This is a genomic window from Colwellia meonggei (genome assembly GCF_057537295.1).
Genome location: NZ_BAAJLZ010000001.1, coordinates 925,609 through 949,916 on the forward strand (window position 1 = coordinate 925,609; position 24,308 = coordinate 949,916).

At 38.6% G+C, this 24,308-nt stretch carries 17 protein-coding genes; 7 read left to right on the top strand and 10 right to left on the bottom strand.

Annotated elements, in window-relative coordinates:
- Positions 1-45: 45 nt before the first annotated feature.
- The 6 genes from AC27E9_RS04160 to AC27E9_RS04185 are packed head-to-tail and all read right to left on the bottom strand — an operon-like array spanning position 46 to position 7,138.
- Positions 46-1,719 carry a BatD family protein gene (locus AC27E9_RS04160; protein ID WP_487127539.1) on the bottom strand — a complete coding sequence of 558 codons (1,674 nt, stop codon included), beginning with the start codon at positions 1,717-1,719 and terminating at the stop codon, positions 46-48.
- The gene (locus AC27E9_RS04165) at positions 1,713-3,596 is read right to left on the bottom strand and encodes a vWA domain-containing protein (protein WP_487127541.1); all 1,884 of its coding nucleotides are present in this window, start codon (positions 3,594-3,596) and stop codon (positions 1,713-1,715) included. Before AC27E9_RS04165 ends, AC27E9_RS04160 begins: the two co-directional genes overlap by 7 nt.
- 1 nt (position 3,597) lies before the next feature.
- Positions 3,598-4,617, bottom strand: a complete 1,020-nt coding sequence (locus tag AC27E9_RS04170; protein WP_487127543.1) for a vWA domain-containing protein — start codon at positions 4,615-4,617, stop codon at positions 3,598-3,600.
- Positions 4,614-5,177 carry a DUF4381 domain-containing protein gene (locus tag AC27E9_RS04175; RefSeq protein ID WP_487127545.1) on the bottom strand — a complete coding sequence of 188 codons (564 nt, stop codon included), beginning with the start codon at positions 5,175-5,177 and terminating at the stop codon, positions 4,614-4,616. Before AC27E9_RS04175 ends, AC27E9_RS04170 begins: the two co-directional genes overlap by 4 nt.
- The gene (locus AC27E9_RS04180) at positions 5,165-6,169 is read right to left on the bottom strand and encodes a DUF58 domain-containing protein (RefSeq protein ID WP_487127547.1); all 1,005 of its coding nucleotides are present in this window, start codon (positions 6,167-6,169) and stop codon (positions 5,165-5,167) included. The genes AC27E9_RS04175 and AC27E9_RS04180 overlap by 13 nt, the downstream gene beginning before the upstream one ends.
- Before the next feature lie 12 nt (positions 6,170-6,181).
- The gene (locus tag AC27E9_RS04185; protein ID WP_487127549.1) at positions 6,182-7,138 is read right to left on the bottom strand and encodes an AAA family ATPase; all 957 of its coding nucleotides are present in this window, start codon (positions 7,136-7,138) and stop codon (positions 6,182-6,184) included.
- A gap of 251 nt (positions 7,139-7,389) precedes the next feature.
- On the opposite strand from AC27E9_RS04185, the gene fadI reads away from it, so the two are divergent.
- The 3 genes from fadI to AC27E9_RS04200 all read left to right on the top strand — a co-directional run bounded on the left by fadI (position 7,390) and on the right by AC27E9_RS04200 (position 11,300).
- Positions 7,390-8,697 carry an acetyl-CoA C-acyltransferase FadI gene (gene fadI, locus AC27E9_RS04190; RefSeq protein ID WP_487127551.1) on the top strand — a complete coding sequence of 436 codons (1,308 nt, stop codon included), beginning with the start codon at positions 7,390-7,392 and terminating at the stop codon, positions 8,695-8,697.
- The gene (fadJ, locus tag AC27E9_RS04195) at positions 8,697-10,841 is read left to right on the top strand and encodes a fatty acid oxidation complex subunit alpha FadJ (protein WP_487127553.1); all 2,145 of its coding nucleotides are present in this window, start codon (positions 8,697-8,699) and stop codon (positions 10,839-10,841) included. Before fadI ends, fadJ begins: the two co-directional genes overlap by 1 nt.
- 255 nt (positions 10,842-11,096) lie before the next feature.
- Positions 11,097-11,300, top strand: coding sequence for a hypothetical protein (locus AC27E9_RS04200; protein WP_487127555.1), 204 nt, complete (start codon positions 11,097-11,099; stop codon positions 11,298-11,300).
- Between the two features lie 231 nt (positions 11,301-11,531).
- Here the strand turns inward: AC27E9_RS04200 and AC27E9_RS04205 are convergent, their stop codons facing one another.
- The 3 genes from AC27E9_RS04205 to AC27E9_RS04215 form a co-directional block, all read right to left on the bottom strand.
- Positions 11,532-11,840, bottom strand: a complete 309-nt coding sequence (locus tag AC27E9_RS04205) for a hypothetical protein (protein WP_487127557.1) — start codon at positions 11,838-11,840, stop codon at positions 11,532-11,534.
- A gap of 142 nt (positions 11,841-11,982) precedes the next feature.
- Positions 11,983-16,551: an EAL domain-containing protein gene (locus AC27E9_RS04210; RefSeq protein WP_487127559.1), complete on the bottom strand. Its 4,569-nt coding sequence runs from the start codon at positions 16,549-16,551 to the stop codon at positions 11,983-11,985.
- A gap of 192 nt (positions 16,552-16,743) precedes the next feature.
- Positions 16,744-19,539 carry an insulinase family protein gene (locus AC27E9_RS04215; protein ID WP_487127561.1) on the bottom strand — a complete coding sequence of 932 codons (2,796 nt, stop codon included), beginning with the start codon at positions 19,537-19,539 and terminating at the stop codon, positions 16,744-16,746.
- Between the two features lie 186 nt (positions 19,540-19,725).
- Here AC27E9_RS04215 and sixA point away from each other — a divergent pair, with 186 nt between their 5' ends.
- On the top strand, positions 19,726-20,205 hold the full coding sequence (gene sixA / locus AC27E9_RS04220) for a phosphohistidine phosphatase SixA (RefSeq protein ID WP_487127563.1): 480 nt from the start codon (positions 19,726-19,728) through the stop codon (positions 20,203-20,205).
- A 21-nt stretch (positions 20,206-20,226) separates the two neighbouring features.
- Here the strand turns inward: sixA and smrB are convergent, their stop codons facing one another.
- Positions 20,227-20,769, bottom strand: coding sequence for an endonuclease SmrB (smrB, locus tag AC27E9_RS04225; protein WP_487127565.1), 543 nt, complete (start codon positions 20,767-20,769; stop codon positions 20,227-20,229).
- A 94-nt stretch (positions 20,770-20,863) separates the two neighbouring features.
- On the opposite strand from smrB, the gene prmB reads away from it, so the two are divergent.
- The 3 genes from prmB to AC27E9_RS04240 are packed head-to-tail and all read left to right on the top strand — an operon-like array spanning position 20,864 to position 24,142.
- Positions 20,864-21,796, top strand: a complete 933-nt coding sequence (prmB, locus tag AC27E9_RS04230; RefSeq protein ID WP_487127567.1) for a 50S ribosomal protein L3 N(5)-glutamine methyltransferase — start codon at positions 20,864-20,866, stop codon at positions 21,794-21,796.
- 58 nt (positions 21,797-21,854) lie between these two features.
- Positions 21,855-22,946: a chorismate synthase gene (gene aroC / locus AC27E9_RS04235; RefSeq protein WP_487127569.1), complete on the top strand. Its 1,092-nt coding sequence runs from the start codon at positions 21,855-21,857 to the stop codon at positions 22,944-22,946.
- A 23-nt stretch (positions 22,947-22,969) separates the two neighbouring features.
- Entirely contained in the window at positions 22,970-24,142 is a 1,173-nt protein-coding gene (locus AC27E9_RS04240) for an MFS transporter (protein ID WP_487127570.1), read from the top strand.
- Positions 24,143-24,308 lie beyond the last annotated feature (166 nt).

Sequence of the window (24,308 nt, forward strand, 5' to 3'; positions counted from 1 at the left end):
GTAGGGCAAGTTAACCTTGCCCTAGTATCACGGTTTTGTCTCAGCTCACGGGTTTAGCGATAAGCTCTGTGGCTCTGTCTTACTATTTTTATCTTTTTGGATAGCTTGAATAACCACAAGCAAGCTATCACCGCGCCACTGGCCAGGCATTTTGCCATAATAACTTTGCTGCAATTCAATAATAGCCTGTGAAAGTGCAGGACTATTGAAGTAATCATGCAAAGCGTCAAGGGTAGTTAACGAGCATGGTCGATTATTGTCTATGCTATACGACTTTGCCCAAGGTAATAATGAATTTAAGGCACGCTCGCCATTGTTTTGTTTACATGCCGCCATTAATGATAAATAGCCATTATTGATATCGGCATCATTTGCGTCTTGTTTTTTGTTTTGTAATGAAGAACGTTTTGCAGAAATATACCAAGCAAGTAAAGTCAATAACCAAAGTGGTAAAAATATCCAAGGCCACAATGAAGTTTTTTCTACAACAATGGTTTTAGTAGCTGCTGTTGGGGTTAAATCTTCTGCTTGCTTACTATCTACATTTGTTACTGGCACTTGTGCCAACTCAGGATTGGGAATAATAGTAACTTTTTGGCTAGGGATTTTTGCCATTTCTGCTTTATTTGTAACCGTATTCCACCATGGAATAGAAATTTCGGGTAATTGATATTCACCAGCTTGGCTAGCAACAATAGCAAAATTAATGACTTTTTGGCTTACTAAACGTTCGTTATTTAGGCCTGTGTGCAGCTCTGCTTGATCTGGATATACTTTTAAGCCTTGAGGCACTGTCATTTTTATTTCTGGTAATTGTTCTTCGGAAAGGCCAGCTGCAGTTAAGGTTATGGTGCGGGTAATTGGCTCACCAACCTTAAACTTGGCTGGCAGGGGTTGCCATTCTTGGTGTAAAGCTAGCAACTCACTAGGGAGCCAAGTACCAGTTACTTGATCGGGTATTGCTTTTATCGTCAAGGAAATGTCCTCACCAACGACACTAACAGGTTTAGTTTCAGCAAAACTTAAAAAGTTTGAACGTCGTGATGACGGCATGATAATTTCACCAGAAAATACTGGTGACTTCAAAAGCACATTGCCACTTTGTTGTGGACTAATAGCATATACACGCTCGATAATACGATAACGTTTGCCATTAATAATATTCTCAGACTCTTTGTCTTTACCTATTTGTAAAATATTGGCTGCCGCTAATGCTGGCTCAGTCAAGCTGCCACGTTTTAGCTCAGCAGAAAAGTGCAGTTTTACCGTTAGGGTAATCTGTTGTTGCACGTAAATATCAGTCGCTGATACCTTTGTCGTGATAAATAAATCTTGCTGACTATTGCCTGGCATATCACTAGCTTCAATTGCTTTAACTTTAATCGCTTGAGAGTTTTGGCCATCAATTGTTAGGGCTGGTATGAGCAATTCGCCTGCACGACGAGGAATTAATACCGTGGTCCATGTGGTGGCACGTGTGGTATTAAAGTTTACCATACTAGTTTGCGAGCTAACTGAAGTTCTACCAACAATAAAGTCTGCTAATAATGAGGAAGTATCAAGCGCGTTATTATCAATATTATCGTCTGCAACGACTGTTAATATTAATGACTCATTTACCACCACTGGGTTTTTATCAACGGAGGCTGTAACCTGCGTTAAGGCATAACTATTAAGTGATAATAAAATAAGCACTACTGAAAAAATAACCTTTACCACTTTTTCTTAACTCCTATATTTCTTCGATCTTGACGACGCTTTTGATACTCAAGCTGCATTTTATTTCTTAATAGCATGTATGGGTCGTCGGTAACTTTATTAAGTAGCTGCTGATGCTTTTGTTCAGTTTCTTTAGCTTGTTGTTCAGCTAAGCGTTGGGCCTGAGCATTTTGCTCAGGTTCGCCAGTTTCTTCTGTATCGCCTTGCTGCTGAGCTGACTCTTGCGTTTGTTTTTCGTTTTCATTCTCTGTTTCGTTATCAGAGCCATCTTGCTGGTTTTGTTCTTGCTGTTGTTGCTCATCATTCCTTTCTTCGTTGCTAGTTTGGTTTTGCTGATTTGATGGCTGCTGAGAAGAATCTTGCTCTGAATTTTGCTGATCTTGAGAATTTTGACCGTCTTGGTTTTCTTGGTTCTGACTGTCTTGGTTTTCACCTTGCTGCTCTTGACTGTCATCGTTTTGCTCGTCATTTTGCTGGCTATCATCACCAGATTGTTGATCTTGCTTTTGCTGTTCTTGCTGCTGCTTAAGTTGCTCAAGCAGATCTTTATTCACTTTCGCATCTGTAAGCTCTGGGTCTTTGGCTAACGCTTGTTCATAGCGCTTAATAGCTTCATCAAATTTTTGTAATTTAGCTAAAGCGTTACCCTGATTGAATAGGGCTTCAGCACTGTCAACTTGCTGAAACGCTGATAACGCTTGTTCGTAATCTCCAGCTTTGTAGTGTGAGCTACCTTGCCATAATGGATCTTTAAATTGCTCAGCCGCTTGTTGAAATTGCTCTTGTTTAAAATGTTCTTGCCCTTGCTGATCTTTGGTTTTCCAAAGGTCTTGCCAAATATCTGCATGTGCTTTTTGGTTTGGTATCAACATTAACGCAAATGGCAGAGTAACGAGTAAGGCGCCGCGTCTAAAGTAACTTAATACTAAGGGGAGAATTAGTAAGAGTAAGTACGGACCGAACTCTTGCCATTGATCTCCTGTGTTTTCACTTTTTGTTGTTTCGTCCGCATTAGTAACTATAGGTTTATAGGTGAGCTCGGTTATATCGCTGCTGTTGTGGGTTAGAGTGACATAATTTCCACCACCTCTTTTGGCAACGCCGCGCAAGGCATTTTCTGTTAATTTAGGGACTATAATCGCGCCATTGTCATCTTTCATTAACTCACCATTGCTGAGTTTAATTGGTGCGCCAGTAGTTGTACCTATACCTAAAATATTGAGTCGATAAGGATGTTCGCGCGACCACTGAGTAAGGTCTTGGATATCCTCATTGTCGATGCCGTCGGTAAACCAGTATATGTCGCCGTCGTTATGACCTGCGTTGACTAACATTTCATTTGCCAATGTGAGTGCTGCATATGGATTACTGCCGAGTTCTGGCATCAGTTCTGGGCTAAGCGATGGCAACAGCAGTTTGATATTGTTGATATCATCGGTCAACGGACTAATACTAAAAGCATCGCCAGCATAGGCTATTAAACCAATTTCCCCTTCATTAATACCATCGAGTAAATCTATAGCTTTATAACGTGCTCGAGTTAATCGATTTGGTGTAACATCGGTGGCATACATTGAGTATGACATATCCATTACCAGCACCGAGCCCTGAGCAACTTGGTAAACCGGTTGAGGGAGTTTTTTCCAGCTAGGGCCAGCCATCGCGATAATAGCAATTAAGCCGATAATAAATGGCAGCAGTAAAGATTTTGATTTAGCTTGCTGATCACCGTCAACGAGTACTTTAGCTAAATGTGCCGGTAGTAAATTTTGCCATCCTGACTGCTTTACTCTGTTTTTTCTTAACAGCCAAATGGCCAATAGCAAAATAGCAAGAGCTGCTAGCCATAATGGACGAATAAAATGAAAATCGGCCATTTTAGTTACGCTCCTGTTTGCTTAATGTTCTCGTTTGGAAAAGCTGGCTATTTGACAAGGTGCTAGCGAGCAGTGTGCCGAAACTTAACAGTAAAGCTAATCCCAATGGCCAATAAAAAAGTGCTGTTAATGGTCGCATTTGCTGTTGTTCTTGCTCTATGGGTTCTAAGTTATCAAGTAATTGATAAATTTGGCTCATATCTTCACTTGCGCGGGCGCGAAAGTATTGTCCGCCAGTTTTATCGGCAAGTTGTTGCAATGATTCTTCGTCTAGTTCGCTCGAAGGGTTAACCCTACGTGCACCGAATAGTGAGTTTTGTACCATGACGTCGGCGCCAATACCAATTGAATAAATTGTAATGTCTTTTGCTACAGCTAACTCTAAAGCTTGCTCGGGTGTAATTTTTCCTGCGGTGTTTTGACCATCGGTTAATAACAGCAACACTCTATTAGATTCTTTCTTTTCATCAAAGCGTTTTACTGCAAGAGCGATAGCATCACCAATAGCCGTTTGTTTACCCACTAGTCCGAGTACGGTTTCGTCTAACATTTGTTGCACTGTTTTTCGGTCAAAGGTCATAGGGGTTTGCATATAAGCGTCGTCGCCAAAAAGAATTAGCCCTAAACGGTCGCCACTGCGGCGTTCAATGAAATCTCCCAACAGTACCTTCAGCATATCGAGGCGATTAACACTTCTACCATTTAAATTCATATCTTCTACTTGCATACTACCCGACAAGTCAACCGCTATCATCATTTCACGGCCTTCTGTTGGCACGTTAACTGCCTCACCTAACCATTGTGGCTGGGTGCTGGCGGTAACAAGTAAAATCCACACTAGGCTTAATATCAGTAGTGGGGCTTTTTTCTTTTCCGGTGTAAATTCTGTCGCTTGAATTCCTTTATGTAAGGTTGGCATTTTAAGTGGTGCTGCTTCCACTTGTTTTTTACTTGGTAACCAATAAACCAACAAAGGTAAAGGAAGAGCTGCCAATGCCCAAATGAACTCAAAATGAATCATGATTGCGCCCCACCAATTTTGGTCGCTTCTGTTGTTAGCATTTCATTCGATGATTTTTCAATAAGCGGTTTCGGCACATTGATATCAGCGTTGTTGGTGATAATAGCGAGATCTTTTTTCGGTGGTAATGCTTGGTTTACCCACAATGTGGCTGCTTGTTTGAAGTTAGTGATATCTTGACTTACCTGCTTTTGATAAACATTACTAAAACTGTTTGCACTTAACTGCTCGAATATATCTCGTTGTTTTTCAGGTAAGGTTGAAACTAGAAATGCGCTTAAATTATCGCCGGATAATTGTGCTACATGTTGACGTGGGAAATATTGTAATAACGCCCACTTTAAGATGGTTACAACAGTACCACTATCATTTGCATTATTTAGTTGATTTAACGCTAGCTTTTTCGCTTTCCGCGTACGTAGAAATGACCTGAGTTTAATCACACTAAAAATAGTCAAAGCTAATAACAATAATGCGATTAACCACCAGCCAGGTGCAATAGGGTAATTGTGGACATCGCCAGGTAGATGAATATCTTTAAGTTGTGCTAACGGATCCATGAAGCGACTCCTCGATGCAACTGGGTTTCCAATGCTTCACTGGCACAAAAATGTAATAAGCGAGCGCCAGCTTTCGTTAACTTATGCTCTATAGCTTCACTTAACGCGATTGCTTGTTGGTGATAGTCTTTTGCCATTTTTCTATCGCCAAGTACCAATTGTTGTTTTTGTTGACCGTCGGTAATGGCAACACTTACTTTTTGTTTACTGTCGGGTAATTGCTGCTCTAGTGGATCACTGATTAAACAAACAACCAGTTCGCAGTGCCGAGAAACGTTGGCAAGATGCCGTACTGCTTCGTCCGTTAAGTGAAATGCATCGGTAATTAAATAAACTAAACTACCAGGTTTCGATACTTGGCGAATGCGAGCACAGTTTTGCTCAAAAGCTTGTTCTGCTTGCTCTTTTGAACTTATAGAATCTGTATGTATTAGAGTACTAGCGTGTGTTTTCACCAAAGCATGTAAGTAATGTAGTACACCTTGTTGGCGACTCCTAGGCTTTAGTTCACTGTGTTGCTGCTGGTTAAACACTATTCCGCCAATGCGATCACCTCGACCTTTAGCGTGCCATGCTACTAATGACGCTACGTGGGCCGCCTGAACTGATTTAAAAAGCAATTGGCTACCAAAATGCATATTGTCACTTAAATCAGTTGCAATAAGTACCGGACGTTCAATTTCTTCACGAAACAATTTAGTATGTGTTTTTCCCGTACGAGCGGTAACACGCCAATCGATTGCACGAATGTCGTCACCATTTTGATAATGACGAACTTCATCAAATTCCATGCCACGGCCTTTACTGCGGGCAAGGTAGTTGCCCGACATTTTACCATGCAGACTTTTGCCTGCGGCTAAATTGATGAGCGAACTTTTACTTTGGTAACGAATAAGCTCGTCGATTGTTAATTCGATGCCGTTACTGTGCAGCTCGTTGAGTGTTTCTTGTATGGAGCTATGCGAGGCTGTATTTTTCTGACTAAACCACATTTGATGAACGCTTTATGCTACAGCAACCAAGCTAAGTATATGATCGAGTAGTTGGTTACTACTGATCCCTTCAGCTTCTGCTTGATAGGTCATTAAAATTCGGTGGCGTAATACATTATGGAATACGGCTTGTACGTCTTCAGGGCTAACAAAGTCGCGGTTATTTAACCAAGCACGAGCACGTGCACATCGGTCAAGTGCAATGGTAGCACGTGGGCTGGCGCCATAAGCTAGCCATTGTTTTAATTTATCATCATATTTTTCTGGCGTACGAGTTGCCATAATTAAATCAACAATATAGCTTTCAACTGCTGGCGCCATATGAATTTTCATGACTTCATCGCGAGCAGCAAATATTTCGTTTTGGCTAATTTCCTGTACTGCCTTTTTTTCTACTTTTAATGCTTCACCGCGATTTAATTTTAAAATCTCTAACTCAGCTTGTGCGTCAGGGTAGTCGATTTCAAGGTGCATTAAAAAACGATCTAATTGAGCTTCAGGTAATGGATAAGTACCTTCCTGTTCAAGCGGGTTTTGTGTTGCCATCACTAAAAATAACTCAGGCAATGGGTAGGTTTTTCTACCAACAGTAATTTGCCCTTCAGCCATAGCTTCTAATAATGCTGATTGCACTTTTGCAGGTGCGCGGTTAATTTCGTCGGCGAGTACTAAGTTACGAAATAAAGGGCCAGACTGAAAAACAAAGCTGCCATCTTCCGGACGATAAATATCGGTGCCAGTTAAATCGGCTGGTAATAAGTCGGGGGTAAATTGAACACGATGAAAGTCAGCTTCTATACCTTCGGCTAATGCATTAACGGCACGAGTTTTTGCTAAACCTGGTGGCCCTTCAACAATTAAGTGTCCGTTTGCTAATAAGGCGATAAGTAAGTTTTCTACTAATGCTGGTTGTCCGATAATTTGAGAAGATAAATGTTCTTTCAAAGAGGAAAAGTGTTCAATAGCCATAATTCAATATTCTTATTGTTGGTAAGTTTAACGTCAGTAGGTCAGACCTTTTAATTGATATAAGGTTCATGCCAAAAAAAACAAGTTTAATTTTTTAATTCTAATTAATTTCCTTCAAGTTTTTAATGCCTTGGAAACAATTTGTTTAAATTTTGATAGCTAAACATTGTATTATTTTTATATCTGGTTAGAATTATTGTAAAACCAAAGAGGTCTGACCTCTTGTGTGTTGCAATAAAATGGAAACAAAAATGACAAAATCAAAACTAATTACAGGAAGTGGCGAACGTATTGCAGTTGTTGCAGGTTTACGTACACCTTTTGCAAAACAAGCTACAGCCTTTCATGGTGTCCCTGCCGTCGATTTAGGCAAAATTGTTGTTAATGAGCTACTTCAAAAGCACGATGTTGACCCGAAAATTATTGATCAGCTGGTTTTTGGTCAGGTGGTTCAAATGCCCGAAGCGCCAAATATTGCCCGTGAAATTGTTTTAGGCACTGGCATGAATGTACATACTGATGCCTACAGTGTTTCAAGAGCATGTGCTACTAGCTTCCAGTCGACAGTGAACGTTGCCGAGTCAATTATGTCAGGTTTTGTTGATGTAGGTATTGCCGGCGGCGCTGACTCATCTTCTGTTGCGCCTATTGGAGTTTCTAAGAAGTTTGCTCGTACCTTATTAGATTTAAGTAAAGCGCGTTCATTTGGCGCTAAAATGTCGTTAATCCGTCAGCTTAAATTTAAAGATATATTACCTGTTCCACCAGCCGTCGCTGAATATTCAACTGGCTTGTCAATGGGACAAACTGCAGAGCAAATGGCGAAAACCCATGGTATCACACGGGAAGAACAAGATGCATTAGCACATCGTTCACATACGCTGGCGACGAAAAACTGGCAAGCAGGTAATCTTGATGGCGAAGTGATGACGGCGCACAGTGAGCCTTACAAATCATTTATTGATAAAGATAACTGTATTCGCGAAAACTCTGAATTAGCCAGTTACGCAAAGTTACGCCCAGTTTTTGATCGTAAACACGGCACAGTAACTGCTGCAACGAGTACACCGCTAACCGATGGCGCGTCGGCAGTATTATTAATGCGAGAAGGGCGAGCGAAAGAGCTAGGTTATAAGCCGTTAGGCTATATTCGCAGTTATGGTTTTGCCGCTATTGATGTGTGGGAAGATATGCTAATGGGGCCAAGTTTTGCTTCACCAATTGCTTTGAAACGTGCTGGCATGAATTTAGCGGATTTAGATCTCATTGAAATGCATGAAGCGTTTGCGGCACAGGCTTTAGCGAATGTGAAAATGTTTGGCAGTAACAAGTTTGCACAGACTCATCTTGGTCAAGATAAGGCTATAGGTGAAATTGATATGGATAAATTTAATGTCATGGGTGGTTCACTAGCCTATGGGCATCCATTTGCGGCAACAGGTACACGTTTAATTGTGCAAACATTAAATGAGTTAAACCGCCGAGGTGGTGGTACCGGTTTAACCACGGCTTGTGCTGCTGGTGGTTTAGGTGCGGCTATGATAGTGGAGACAGACTAATGACGGATGTAACAATGCAAGATAATAATAGTACTTTTAGTTTGGCACGCCAAGAAAACGGCATCGCGCATTTGATTATGGATGTGAAAGGCGACTCCATGAACACTTTAAAAGCTGAGTTTGCGGAAGAAATCTCTGAAATATTAAAAGAGATTCGTGAAGATAAAGCGATAAAAGGCTTAGTGTTAGTCAGTGGTAAAGAAGATTCTTTTGTTGCTGGCGCTGATGTTCATATGTTGGCAAGTTGTACGTCAGCTGAAGAAGCTATGGCATTATCTCGCCAAGGGCAGATGATTTTTGATCAGCTAGAAAACTTGTCTATTCCTGTTGTTGCGGCAGTGAATGGGCCGTGTTTAGGTGGTGGCTTAGAATTAGCAATGGCGTGTCATGCTCGTGTTTGTAGTGACAGTGCTAAAACTGCGCTTGGTTTACCTGAAGTACAGCTTGGTCTATTACCAGGTGGTGGTGGTACACAAAGGCTTCCTAAGTTGGTTGGTATACAAAAGTCATTGGATATGATGCTTACTGGAAAGCAGTTGCGCGCAAAACAAGCTTTAAAAGCAGGTTTAATACATGATGTGGTGCCTAACAGTATTTTAGTTAAAACAGCAGAAAAATTGGCGCTTTCAGGTAACGTAAAACCGAAAGCACGTAAGTTGTCATTGATGGATAAGTTGCTTGAAGGCAACCGTATTGGCCGTGGTATTTTGTTTAATCAGGCAACCAAAATGGTGTTGGGAAAAACAAAAGGCAATTACCCGGCACCGCTGAAAATTATTGATTGTATTCGTACTGGTGCTGAGCAGGCGCCATCGAAAGGATATCAAGTTGAAGCAGAGCATTTTGGTCAACTGGTCATGACTGATGTTTCAGCGCAGCTTAGACAAATATTTTTTGCGACAACGGATATGAAAAAAGAGCAGGGTATTGAAGGTATTCAACCTGAAAATATAGAAAATGTTGCTGTATTAGGTGGTGGTTTGATGGGCGGTGGTATCGCTTTTGTAACCGCAACTAAGGCTAAATTACCGGTTCGTATTAAAGATATTTCACATCAAGGTATTAGCCATGCGCTTAAATATGGTTACGACTTGTTAAACAAAAAAGTGAAACGTCGCTTTATGCGTCATAGTGAGATGCAAAATCAACTTGCGAATATTACTGGCAGTACTGAGTTTACGGGATTTAATAATGTTGATATTGCTGTTGAAGCGGTTTTTGAAGATTTAACTTTGAAGCAAAATATGGTGGCAGATATAGAAAGTCACTGTAAAGAAAGCACTATTTTCGCCAGTAACACTTCTAGTTTACCGATTGGACAAATTGCGGCAAAAGCACAACGACCAGAAAATGTTATTGGATTACACTATTTTTCACCCGTAGATAAAATGCCTTTGGCAGAGATAATTGCCCATGAGAAAACTTCTGATCAAACTATTTCCACGACGGTAGCTTTCGCGAAGAAACAAGGTAAAACACCTATTGTTGTCAAAGATAAAGCCGGTTTTTACGTTAATCGAATTCTAGCGCCGTATATGAACGAAGCTGCAATGCTATTACTTGAAGGTTGTTCGATTGAAGCACTAGATAAAGCTATGGTTAAATTTGGCTTTCCGGTTGGCCCGATGCAGCTGCTTGATGAAGTTGGGATAGATGTTGGTTCGAAAATTGGCCCTATTTTACAAGCAGAGTTAGGTGAGCGTTTTGCGCCACCAGCAGCGTTTTCAAAACTTATTGATGATGGCCGTCTAGGTAAAAAAACGAAGAAAGGATTTTATCAATATAACACCAAAAGCAAAAAGAAACTGGTTGATGAAAGTGTTTATAGCTTACTTGGATTGCAAGCAAACAATAAGTCGGTTTCTCAAACGCAAGTTGAGCGTTGTGTGTATATGATGCTTAATGAGGCAGCACGCTGTCTAGATGAAGGTATAATACGAAATGCTCGTGATGGTGACATAGGTGCTATTTTTGGTATTGGCTTTCCACCATTTTTGGGTGGGCCGTTCCAGTACATAGATAAAATTGGTGCAGCGGCCTTAGTAAGTAAATTAAACCTATGGCAAGCTGAATTCGGTGAGCGTTTTACGCCATGTGACGCCTTAGTTAAAATGGCTGAGCAAGGCGAACGCTACTATGCGTAATTTGAGCTGTTAATTCATTAACATAGCGAAGTCATGAAATGGAATGATTTTGCCATACACTGGGCAAAAGTTGGCATATTAAAGAGGCAAGTTATTGCCTCTTTTTTTATGTCTATTTTAAGGTGATTGCCGATAGAGATGATAAAAGTTGTGATGTGTTTTTACACGATAATTGTTTTGAATATATACTCTAAAGTTGTTAATATGCGCTCGTTTTATTTAGTAAGCTTTTAAATCTTTTGAAGTGAGTTGAGCATGATGTTGTTAGTTTTAGTAGTATTAGCGATTGTTTTCTCTGTGTTTTTTTACTGTCAGGCAATTAGTAGTGGTTTAGGCGCTAAACGGTGGGCAACGGCTGGTTTAGTTTTTGGGCCGTTTGTATGGCCAATGTTTTGTATGAAGAAGCGAGTAAAAACCTATCAACGCTTTGGATTTGATTGTTTATTATTTTCTGCGTAGGCATTTGAGCTCTCCTTGCCATTATTCAAACTCAGAAGTTTGATAATATAAAAACGCTAACTTCCTTGTAGCGAAGTACCCTTTTCTTTGATTAAGCTCTTAAATTGCTTTAAGGGGCTTAATTCCACCATGTGCTCGCAGGCATCTCTTTAATTTCGATACTCGCTGCAATAGCGTTTTCTTTTGATTCATTAACAAATAAAGACTTAATTAATTTAATCATAACGGCTCCTAGATACGTACTTGATCGCGACGAGTACCAATACGTACTTGGTCTCTACGAGTACCTATTTCAGTTACGTCAAGCTTTTCTAAGTCGATTCTAACTTGATCGCGACGAGTACCGATACGAACTTGATCACGACGAGTTCCTACTTCGGTTACATCAGACTGTTCTAAGTCAATACGCACCTGATCACGTCGTGTGCCAATACGTACTTGATCTCGACGAGTGCCTGCTTGTTCTACATTCACTTCATTTACGTTTAGTTCAACAGGTGCTGCTGACATTGTTAAAGATAGAATTAATGAGCTAAGCATTTTTATTTCCTTATTAAGATTATTTTAAATTCAATAAGGTATAAGCGAGAAGTATGCCAGAAGTTTGAAGCCTTATTTTATATGGCTTCAAGCTCGTAATTTAACTTATAGGTAGTAGTGTCATAAAGTCGACACTTAATAACTAAATGGTATTTTTTCCAAATGAGGTTGATTTATTAGTGATCTGAAAGGAAAGCAGGTACTTTTGAAAGTCGTTTTCAGGTAAAGGCTTACTATATAGGTAGCCTTGTAATTGCTCACAGCGCAGCCCGGAAAGGAAGCTTAATTGTTGATTGGTCTCAACACCTTCAGCAACAACTTGCATACCTAAGTTATGGGCGATAGTTACTATTGTTGCTACCATATTTCGTCCTTGTTCTGAAGTCTCAATATCATCAACAAAGGCTTTATCTATTTTTAAGGTATTAAGTGGAAACTTCTTCAAGTAGGCTAATGATGAGTAGCCGGTACCAAAATCATCAAGTGAAAGGTGAATACCCATCGCACGAATTTGTAACATGGTATCAATTGCTTTTTGGGGTGAGTCCATTACGGTGCCTTCGGTAATTTCTAACTCTAAATATTTAGCAGGCAATTCGCTTTCTTTTAAAGCATTGGCGATCATCGATACTAAGTTTGGTTGGGTAAATTGCACAGCTGATAAGTTAACAGCAATACGGCCCTCAAAAAGTCCAGCGTCAACCCACTTCTTCGTGGCAAAACAAGCTTTACGCAATACTACTTCACCGATATCGATTATTTGCCCTGTTTCTTCCGATACTGGAATAAAGACGATAGGGCTAATAATACCTTTACTTGGCGTTTCAAAGCGAACTAGAGCCTCCATACCGGCGATTTTCCCTGTCGCAATTTCTATTTTCGGTTGATAAAAAACAGAGAAAAAGTCTTCTTTTAGGCCGTGTCGAATCAGGTTTTCAATTTGTAAACGTTTAACAGCTGTTTTATTCATTGAATCACTAAAGAATTGGTACTTATTACCGCCTGAGTTTTTAGCGTGATACATAGCTGTATCGGCATTTTTTAATAGCTCTTGTGGGCTAGCACCATCTTCAGGGTACAAAACAATGCCAATACTGCTATAAAGTACTATTTCTTGGCTTTTAAGTTTTAATGGCAATGCAATAGAGTCTAAAACCTGTTTTGCAATTGACGTTATGGTATGTATGTCGTTAGTGTTCTCAACAATTAAGCTAAATTCATCACCGCCTAATCGATAAACGCTATCTTGATTTCGGCCTAAGCCTCTAATGCGTTCTGCTACTTTGCAAAGTAAAATATCACCAACTTCATGGCCTAATGAATCATTAACTTTTTTAAAGTTATCTAAATCGAAAACGAGCAGTGCATGGGGAATTTTGTTTTTTACTAATCGTTGTTGATTTGCTTGAAAGTAAGAACGGTTAGGTAAGCCGGTCAATGTATCTGAATTTGCTAATTTTCGCAGTTCAGCTTCAGTTTGTTTGCGTTTAGTAATATCAGAAAAAACACCCACAAAATGCGAAATATTCCCAGTTTCATCTTTAATGATATCAACATTTAAGTCGGTTAAATAAAGCTCACCATTGTCACGAATACTTTCAATTTCACCATGCCAGCTGCCTTTAGTGATTAAATGTTTTTTAACATTTTGATTAAAGCTTTCAGGATATTGTTCAAACTTAAGTGATGTGCCTCGCATCTGAAGTTTTGTTCTACCAGTAATACGCTGAAATGCTTTGTTAACATCAACGACAGTAAATTGACGATCATAAATAACAATGGCGTCAGATATATTTTCAATACATTTGGCAAAAAGTTTTAAGCGTTCGTCTGCGCGCTTTATTTGACTTATATCTTTTAATGTCCCTGTCATTCGGGTCGGTTTTTTCTTTTCATCACGTTCAACAATTTTGCCGCGATCAAGTACCCAAATCCATTTATCATCTTTGTCTTTTACGCGATAGGTTGCTTCAAAATGCTGACTACTATCTTCAAAATGCTGGTTTAAAGCTTCTCTAACTCTTGGAATATCTTGTTGATGAATATTAGTTTGATCAGCTCCAACATTGCGTTTACCATCTTGCGGGAATTCTAAAATACCCCAGATATTAGAACGATAGATTTTCCCTTTCTTAATATTCCAATCCCACATTTCATCGCCACTGCCCCATAATGACAACTTAAGTCGTTCTTCACTGAGCTTGATTTGTAAGTGGTATAATCGTTTATGACGCATTTGCTGTAAAATATAACCAATGATCAATATAGTGACTAAGCTATAAAATAAAATAGCGGTTCTAGATAGCCACCAAGGTGGCATGATAGTGATATTGAGGTGTTTTATTTCACTTTCTTGCTGATTTTGAATGTCGTATGCCTGAATCTCAAATGAGTAGTCTCCAGGACTTAAATTTGTGTAGGTAGCTCTTTGGTTATTCTTACCAGCGTCAATCCATTTATCTTCCCAACCGAGTAATCGATAGCGATAACTTAGGCTGCTTGGCATTTTTACATTGGGGGAAGTAAACTCAATACTAAATTGTGATTGTTGGTGAGCTAAAGTTAATCTTTCTAATAGGTTCGGTGCTGTATTCAAATGAAATTGGTCATTACTCTGACCTAAAATAGGCACATTTTTATTCGCAACTAAAATATTAGAAAGGTAAGGTATTGGTAAACTCTGAGAAATATGCAGCATTTCTTGTGGTGAAAATGTATGAAATCCATTCAAACCACCAAAATATACAACTTGCTCGTTTGTTATTAGCGCACTATCACTTATAAATTCATTATCGTATAGCTGTAGATCTTGGTTGAAAGATCTAATTGTTTTAGAGTTTGGGTTTATTGTGTTTATACCTTTATTTGTTGAAATCCAAGCATTTTCTGAGTTGTCTATTTTTATGGCAGCAATAAAATTATTTGATAGACCACTTTTTTCACTAATATTAAATACTTTCAGGTTAGCTCTGTTAATTAACGATATCCCTTGACCTCCAGAACCTAACCAAATCCAGTTTTTTGATATTGCAATAGTTGTATATGCGTTTACATTTTCTGAAAGTGAGTTTAATGTGGATTCAGTGGTAAAAGATTTAGATACGGTATTAAACCTTACAATTTGATTTTGTGAGCTTATAAACCATAAGTTATCATTTTCATCTTTTGTGAATGCACTATAAGATTGTGTGGATGAGTCTTTATAAATATCAAATATTTGCTTATTAATATCGTAACTGGAAAGTTGCCCTATTTTATTTATAAACCATAAATGTTCGTTTAAATATACTAATTTACTGTTTTCGCGTTGCGTCGAATTATTTTTCCAACTTAAGTGCTCCGATAATTTTTCATTTTCTGTTTCAAAATAATACAGACTGCCAGGCGTTGAGGGGCCCTCAGGTTCGGTCTTTAACCATAAATTATTATTGTTGTCGGCAATCAGGTGGCTAATTGGCTTATTATCGGTAAAAGATTTTTGGATAATATTTCCATTTTCAGCTATTTCATTAAGTTGCCCATCATCGGTAGTAAACCATGTTGTATTGTTTGATGTCTCTGCGAAGGCGTAAACAGCTTTTTCAACTCCAGAATAATTAAATAACCCATGATTTATTTTCAATTGAATAGGGCTAAAGGTGCTGATACCACCACCGTTAGTTCCTAACCAAATCGTATTGGCGTGATCTTTGTAAATTTTCAATACTAGATCAAAAGAAAGGGCATTTTTGTGTGCTGCACTTTGATAAGCCCTCGTTTCGCCAGTTAAAACGTTAATACTGTTTAAGCCATTTAATGTTCCTAACCAAATTATTGAGTCGTTGAGTTGCTCAATTGAACGCACTTTATCTGATAATAGAATTAGGTTGGGATCTGTACTTTTTTCGGAATAATGTTTTACGATTTGGTAATCTTGCGAAATGATGAATAAGCCATTATTGGTACCTAACCAATATTGATTATCGATAAACTTTAAGTCATATAAAGCACTGGCATTAAGCTTAAGGTTCCATTTGTTTTGGTCGCTTAATGACACAACGAATGACATAGTGGCGTTGGTTAAATAAATGCCATTATCATATGTGCCCAACCAATAGTTGCCTTTTTTGTCCTGAAAGATAGTTTTGATTTCTTTTAATTCTTTTTCAAAACCGCGAAAACGTATACGGGTGAAATTGTTATTTTCTGAATCGAACTTCTGTAGACCTTCTTTCGTTGAAATAAATATATTACTTTCTTTATCTTGATATATATCCCAAATTTCGTTGTCTTTTAAAGAGTTACTGTCGTTTGTTTGGTGTAAGTAATTTTCAAAGTTATCGAGTGATTCGTTATAGCGACTTAAGCCCTCATTTGTACCAACCCAAAGCGTATCGTTACTGTCGATAAATAGCTTGCGAATAAAGTTATCGGCAATAGAGCTTTTGTTGGTGCTGTCGTGGCGATAGTAAACGAAGTTTTTACCATCGTATCGGTTTAACCCATCTTGTGTGGCGATCCAAATAAAGCCATTTTTATCTTGAATAATGTCATATACATAGCTTTGTGATAGGCCGTCTGCAATTGATATGCGTTCAAATTTTAAAGGCGTTTGATTTACATTATTGGCAATGGCAGAAGCGGGGATAGCAATAGATAATAATATTACAAAAAAGACACTATAAAAATAGTGCGTGAAAAATTTGCTATTGTTGAAAAAAGATAAAAGCACTAATACAACCTTATGGTAACGAAACCCACACCCGATAATATTTAACTATTGGATATGCCAGATATTATTATTATTTTTTTGGATTTAACATCCCATTAAAAATGATGCGGGTGTCTAAGTCAATCTTTGCCGATAGTTAAGTCGCAGTAGTGACGTGACGAATTTTCCAGCCTAATGTCTATATCGGCAGTATTAGTATTTTCTTTTGCATTTTTTTAGTAATAATTCAGTGTTGTCGTTTAATTTAATGTTCGCAGGCATTTTTGCAATTTGTTCACTATTTTCAAAGCTTAAAAGTGATAAACGATCATCAGTGCTTTTACCGTGAAAGTGTAGCTGAATAAATTCATTTAAATCTGAGATGGACAATGACTTTATGATGTCAATTAATTGTTGTTTTTGGTTGAAAGACGTTTCTTTATTACAAATGGCAGCCCAATAGCGCTGGCTTTTTATTCTTAGATTGGTATCTTTTTCTTGTAGTTGGCTAGCTAAACCAAATTGTAAATGTTGCCAATGTTCGTTAGGCAAAGTTAGCATGTATTCTTTTATTCGGCCGATAAAGTCGTTCATTGCTTTGGTTAATGTATTTGAATCAGTATGTGGAGATTGAATATAAAAAGCGACCCCAGGGTATCGGTTAATAGGAATAAAACCAACGCCCACTAAGTAACCGTATTGTTTTTCGGTGCGCATTTCTTGGAAAAAAATAGGAGATAGTAATTGATTGATAAGCATTGTTAAGGCGACTGTGCGTAAATCTTTATCTGGCATAGGATAATAAAGCACTGCAGCATGGTCATGATCAGGTAATTCCATTGGAATATTTGTTTGCTGCTGACCTTTAATATCTAAGCACGGTATTTCGACGATATTTTTATTTGAAAGCTTATCCCCAAATGTTTGTTCAATATGGCTAACCATATCTTGCGCCATATGTTTTGACCAGTTGCCATGGATTAAAACTTCTATAGCAACCTGATCAAAAATTTGTCGAGTAAATTGTTTAAAGTCTTGAAAGCTTATAGCTTCTAATGCTGAGATTAACACCTTACTGCTTGGGCTTTTCGGCTGCATTGTCGAGCTAAGTTTAGCGAAAAGCTGTGATATTGACTTACTATTTTCAGTATTTTGCCAATGATTGATAAGCTGTTGTTTAAATAGCTCAAACTTTTCTTGCTGATATTGACAACTTAATAGGCTCTCTAACAATAACGGTAATAACTGTGCTTGTTTACTGCTGATACCTGAGAGCTGAAGTGTCATGCCGCCTTGATGAGAATATAAATGATAGTGAATACCCGCTAACTCAGCATCGTAATGTTCTTCAACCACAGCGTCGCTATAAATATCAACAAACAAACGTGTCATTGCGATATTACTCGCACTTTCTATCACTTTAGGTGAGTCAATTGAAATGTATATATAGCCCTTTGGAGTATTAAAGCTAATATCATGCTTAAACCAAGCATTTAATCCATCTTGTTGGCAAATATGATCAGGTGGCGTTAATGGCTTGGTATTATCGTTTTGATAAGGCACAAGTTTTGGGTGAGCGACTATATATTGATTTACACTCGGTAGATACAGCTGTGCTACTTCATCTAACCGCTGCCACTCATCTATTGTTTTTTGACAAATACTTTTAACAGTATAAGGGACCTTATACCAACGACTTATCATCGGCTTTTCTTGTGGAACAAATTGTTTGCCGATAGAAACAATACGGACATTTGGCGCTACCATATATTCAATTAGGCTATTGAATGCTGAGGTATTTAACCCCTCCATAACATAATCACCGAAAATATAGTCGGCTTTCGGGTAGTGCTGCATATTAATAACAAGCTGGCTAACAGAATCTAATGGTGACAACTTTTCTTGATAAGCAAATGACAATTCAGCAAGTGCTTTTTTCTCTTGATAATACTTATCGATTAACGGAGCTTGTTTAAGTAAGTTAATATACGAAAATACAATACTAACAATCTCAGTAGTATTTTCTGCACCAAGCTCTGACAAGGTAATATTAATATTAAAGTCTTTAAAGTTAGAGCCATTGATACCTGAACCAGCGGTAAGTGCTAGTGCCCATTGCTTGCTTTTTAACAAAGATAAAATGCTGCCAGGCCCTTCATGTCCAATTAAGTAAGCGAGAATGGCTTCTGGTTTATGCCGGTAAAATTCGTCAATACTGGGCATAGCAAAGCTAATTATTAATTGTCGATCATTTTTAACTGGCTGTACTTGAATCCATTTTTGTTGGTGTTGTGGATGATATAATGGTTGTTCTATTTTAGCTTTTTCTAAACCATTAGATTTAATATTTGAAAAATGTTTTTGGGCTAGTTCTTCTAATTGTGAGAATGTTTGCGGACCTTCTAAAACCAAAGTCATATAATGGGCTTGATAATTTTTTTGAAAAAAATGACATACTTCTTCTCGTAAATTGTAGCCAGCTTTATCTGCTAGCGTTTCACTACTGCCAACAGAAAATTTCGCAAATGGGTGATCTTGGTTTATCGTTTCCTTATGAACATCGTAAAGTCGACGAATATCATCTTTAAGTTTAAGCTTAAATTCCGCGTCAATATTTTTACGCTCTTTGTTTACAAATTCTTCAGACAATAAAGGCGCGGTAAAAAATTCACCAAAGCGCTCTAATGCTGGTGCAAAGTGTTGTTGGCCAATATCGAAGAAAAAGCAGGTGTGCTCAGTGGCGGTCCAAGCATTATTACTACCACCATGCTCATTAATAAATTTTTGATATTCACTGCCGTCTGGATATTTTTCAGTACCAAGAAACAACATATGCTCTAAAAAATGCGCTAGCCCTTGGCGGTGGTCAGGGTCATCGAAATGGCCAACATTTACCGCTAAGGCTGCTGCTGATTTACTCGATTCAATATTATGAACCAACAATACCCTTAATCCATTAGTAAGCGTAATGGCATGGTATTGCTTTTTATCATTTGGACTTTGTATCACATTTGCTCCTGTAAAATTGAACTTAAAGCGCAATTTCACTGTGCTGATAGTGTTATTTTTATTATCTTTCTAAATTACCCTAAGGAATAAGACGAGTCCATTTTATTCTTAACGGATGTTATAAAAAGCACAATAATTCCTTTACTATAGCCGCAAATAATAAAGTTCGTTTAAATTAAGGTAGTTATGCAAATTTTTGTTATGCGTCATGGGCAAGCTCAAACTGTTGCTCCGTCTGATGCATTAAGGCCGTTAACTGAAAAAGGCATTAATGAAGCAAGGTTATCGGCTCAGTGGCTGGTAGAAAATCAGCACTCGTTTGATTGCGTTTTTGTTAGTCCTTATTTACGTGCTCAACAAACCGCCGATAATGTGATTAAAGTATTAGAAATTGTGGGTAAACGAAAAACCTTAAGTTTTATTACACCGGAAGATAACGCCAAAGACGTGCATGATTATTTAGATGCTGTTTGTAGCGTAGAGAAATATCAAAAAATATTGTTGGTTTCTCATATGCCATTAGTGAGTTACTTAGTAGCCGAATTAACACATGACAATACGATGCCGATCTTTCAAACTGCGTCAGTAGCACAAATTGATTACGATATTGATAAATTGCAAGGTGACTTCGTGACTTTAGTATCACCAAACGAAGCGCATGGGTAACTTTAATCGTATTAAAGTTTGTTAGTCACGAATGAATTTGTCTTTAAGTTCAACCAAAACCAATAAAGCGCCATTACCTCCCCATTCTAATGGTGCTTGGTGAAAGGCCATCACATCCGGGTGTTGAACTAGCCAATGTGGCACTTTATTTTTTAGAATACGACTGCCTAAGCCATGTACTATGCAAACACATTGCGCGTGTTCTTTCTCACATGCAGCAAGCAAGGCGGCAATTTCTCGTTTTGATTGTTGTTGATCAAGACCATGTAAATCTAATATAAGATCAGGTGTGTATTGTCCGCGTCGTAAGTTTTTAGCTTCAAAACTGTCGACATCTTCGCGCACATATTTTACTGGTCCTTGGCTATTTAAAGCGGGTTCAAATTCATCTGAAAAATGAAACTCTGCCAAAGATTTTAAATCTTTTTGTTTAACCAATGTGGTTTTCTGCTTGCTGGTTCTTTTGGCGGGGTGTACTCTGTCCTGCACCATAGGTTTTACTTTACCTACGGCGTTTTTAAACAACTTTTTTTCTTCCGCGTTTAAGGCGTCTTTAAATTTCATTAGCGAAGTCTAAAAACATCGACGAACAATAACAAGCGAAAGTATAATAAAGGCAATAAAATAAATTAATATGCATTTCATGCCAGAGGAAAATGTGGATACAGTCGATTTTTCAGATCTAAGCGAACAACTACACACCATAGGTGATTACGTACGTTTTGGTGCCAGCCAATTTAATCAAGCTGAGCTGTATTTTGGTCATGGTACAAATAACGCATGGGATGAAGCGGCTTTATTGACTATGTTTCAGTTATCACTACCGGGCGAGTTATCTGCAGATTTAATGCAATGTCGGTTAGTATTAGCTGAAAAGCAAGCTGTTCTGCAGCTATTTGAACGTCGAATTGTTGAAGGTGTGCCAGCGGCTTATTTAACTAATCAAGCAATGTTTTGTGGTTTACCATTTTATGTTGATGAACGTGTACTTGTACCTCGCTCGCCAATTGGCGAGTTGATTGAAAATCAATTTAGTGGCTTAATCGAAAATGAGCCTAACCGTATTTTAGATTTATGTACCGGCAGTGGCTGTATTGCAATTGCCTGTGCAATTTATTTCCCCAATTCGGAAGTTGACGCGGTTGATTTATCGGTTGATGCCTTGAATGTTGCGCAAATGAATATTGAAGGTCATGGGTTAACAGAACAAGTTATTCCAATTCAATCTGATGTTTTATCTGGGGTTGAAGGGCAAAGCTATGATTTAATAGTGACTAATCCCCCTTATGTTGACCAAGAGGATGTTGATTCGCTACCACAAGAATTTCTTCATGAACCAGAGATGGGGTTAGGTAGCGGTTTTGACGGTTTAGATATAACACGAAAGATTCTTGCTCAGGCGGCAGCTCATTTATCCGACAATGGTGTACTAATTTGTGAAGTTGGTAACTCACAAGTGCATTTAAGTGCTGCTTTTCCAAATGTTCCATTTCAATGGTTAACATTTGAACGTGGTGGGCATGGTGTTTTTCGGTTAACTAAGGCACAACTGGTACAACATCAGCAGGACTTTCTTGCAGCAACAATTTAATTTCTCAGTTATTTAATTGACGAGCTAACAACATCATTTTTACGGGTTATTATTCATTATGTCAGGCAATACATTTGGTAAATTATTCACAGTTACTTCATTTGGCGAGAGCCATGGCTTAGGCTTAGGCGCAATTATTGACGGTTGCCCGCCGGGCATCGAACTATCTGAAGCAGATTTGCAGCATGATTTAGATCGTCGTAGGCCCGGTACGTCTCGCTTTACTACTGCGCGTCGTGAAGCTGATGAAGTTAAAATTATGTCAGGTGTATTTGAAGGGAAAACAACCGGCACTCCCATTGGTCTTTTAATTGAAAATACTGATCAACGTTCACAAGATTATGGTGATATTGCGAAAACATTTCGCCCCGGGCATGCAGATTACACATATTGGCAAAAGTACGGTATTCGTGATTATCGTGGCGGCGGTCGTTCCTCAGCGCGTGAAACTGCCATGCGTGTTGCCGCTGGTGCCGTTGCTAAAAAGTATCTGCAACAAAAGTTTGGCATTACTATTCAAGCATGTGTAACTCAAATTGGTGAAGTGCGTGCAGAGAACGTTGATTGGAACATAGTTGAAGATAATCCATTCTTCTTTCCCGATGCCAATAAACTTGAACAATTAGATGAATTACTACGTTCGATTATGCGTGAAAAAGACTCTATCGGTGCTAAATTGATGGTTGTTGCCAATAATGTCCCTGTTGGTCTTGGTGAGCCCATTTTTGATCGTCTAGATGCGGATATTGCCCATGCATTAATGGGCATTAACGCCGTTAAAGCGGTTGAAGTTGGCGATGGTTTTGCGGTTGTTAATCAAAAAGGTTCTGAACATCGCGATGAGTTAACTCCTGAAGGATTCGCTTCAAATCATGCTGGTGGTGTTTTAGGCGGTATATCTTCAGGCCAGCCTATTGTTGCCTCAATTGCATTAAAGCCAACCTCAAGCATTGGCGTAAGTGGTAAAACTGTTGATTTGGCTGGCCAATCTGCTGATATTATTACTAAGGGGCGTCATGATCCATGTGTTGGTATTCGTGCAGTGCCAATTGCCGAAGCCATGTTGGCGTTAACCTTAATGGATCACTACTTAAGACATCGTGCGCAAAATGCCGATGTGCAATGTGAGACACCAGATATTGAACAGTAAGTTAGTGTTGGAAGTATAAAGGCGTGGCTTCAAAACAATTCGCTCGCTTATCATCAAACTATTTTTGGTACTTTGGCATAATGGGGCTAGTAGTCCCATTTTTATCTATGTTCTTAGACGCAAGAGGTTTCAATTCACTAGAAATAGGTGAAATTCTTGCCGTAATTACTGCCACTAAAATTGTCGCACCGACACTTTGGGCACAGCTTGCCGATAAGTCTGGTAAGCAGTTAACCATAGTTAAAATGGGTGCTTTTTTATCGTTATTGAGTTTTAGCTTTATTATTTGGACAGTTAACTACTGGCCGCTGATGTTTAGTTTGGCAATGTTTAGCTTGTTTTGGACGGCGATATTACCGCAATTAGAGGTTATGACATTAACCTCTATTCGCAAAAGCGCGAAAATATACGCACGTATTCGCTTATGGGGTAGCATTGGCTTTATTGTTGCGGCGATACTTGCAGGCGAATTAATCGAGCGCTATTCGCCTGAAGCATTCAGTTATATTGGCATTGTTATTTTAGCTGGCTTGTTTATTTCAACAATAAATAGTCAACAGCCACGCATTACAAATGCATCACTATGCAATAATATTTCTATCAAAAAGAAAGTTTTTAACGGTAATTTTTTGCTGTTCTTTTTTGCTGGCTTAATGCTACAAATGAGCTTCGGCCCTTATTATGTTTTTTTCGCATTATATCTACAGAATCTTGACTACAGTGGCTTTCTTATCGGTATTTTTATCGCCATTGGCGTGGTTGCAGAAGTGGGGATATTTATTTTTGCCGGACTATTTTTTAAGAGTTTCTCATTAAAAGCATTGATCAGTGCTAGCATTTTACTGACCGCGGTACGCTGGTATATGGTTGGTCACTTCCCTGACAGTGATATTGCTTTGGCAATGTCGCAACTCATTCATGCGTTGAGTTTTGGTTTGTATCATAGTGCGAGTATTGCCTTTATTCAGCAGCACTTTAACGCCAATCAGCAAAGTCGTGGTCAAGCCATTTATATTGGTGGTGTTTATGGTGTTGGTGGTGCTATAGGTGCTTATATTGCTGGTGTTTTATGGTTAAATGGCGAAGGTGCTATGACGACTTTTGATTTTGCCGCAATATCAGCCTTGATTGGTGGTGTTTTAGCATTAATGTTAAAAGGTCAGAATACTGATTCTGCAAAAAACTCTCACCTTTAAATTCATTGATAATTAGAGTGTTGAAATCTCTTTAGGTTAATGCATATGACTTTATATTCTAGTTAGTGATTAACTAAATAAGTCGAGTATGAATATTGGCTTTAGAGTGCAAAAAAAGCTAGAAGGTGATCTTCTAGCTTTTTATTTAGCTTGAGCAGTGTTGACA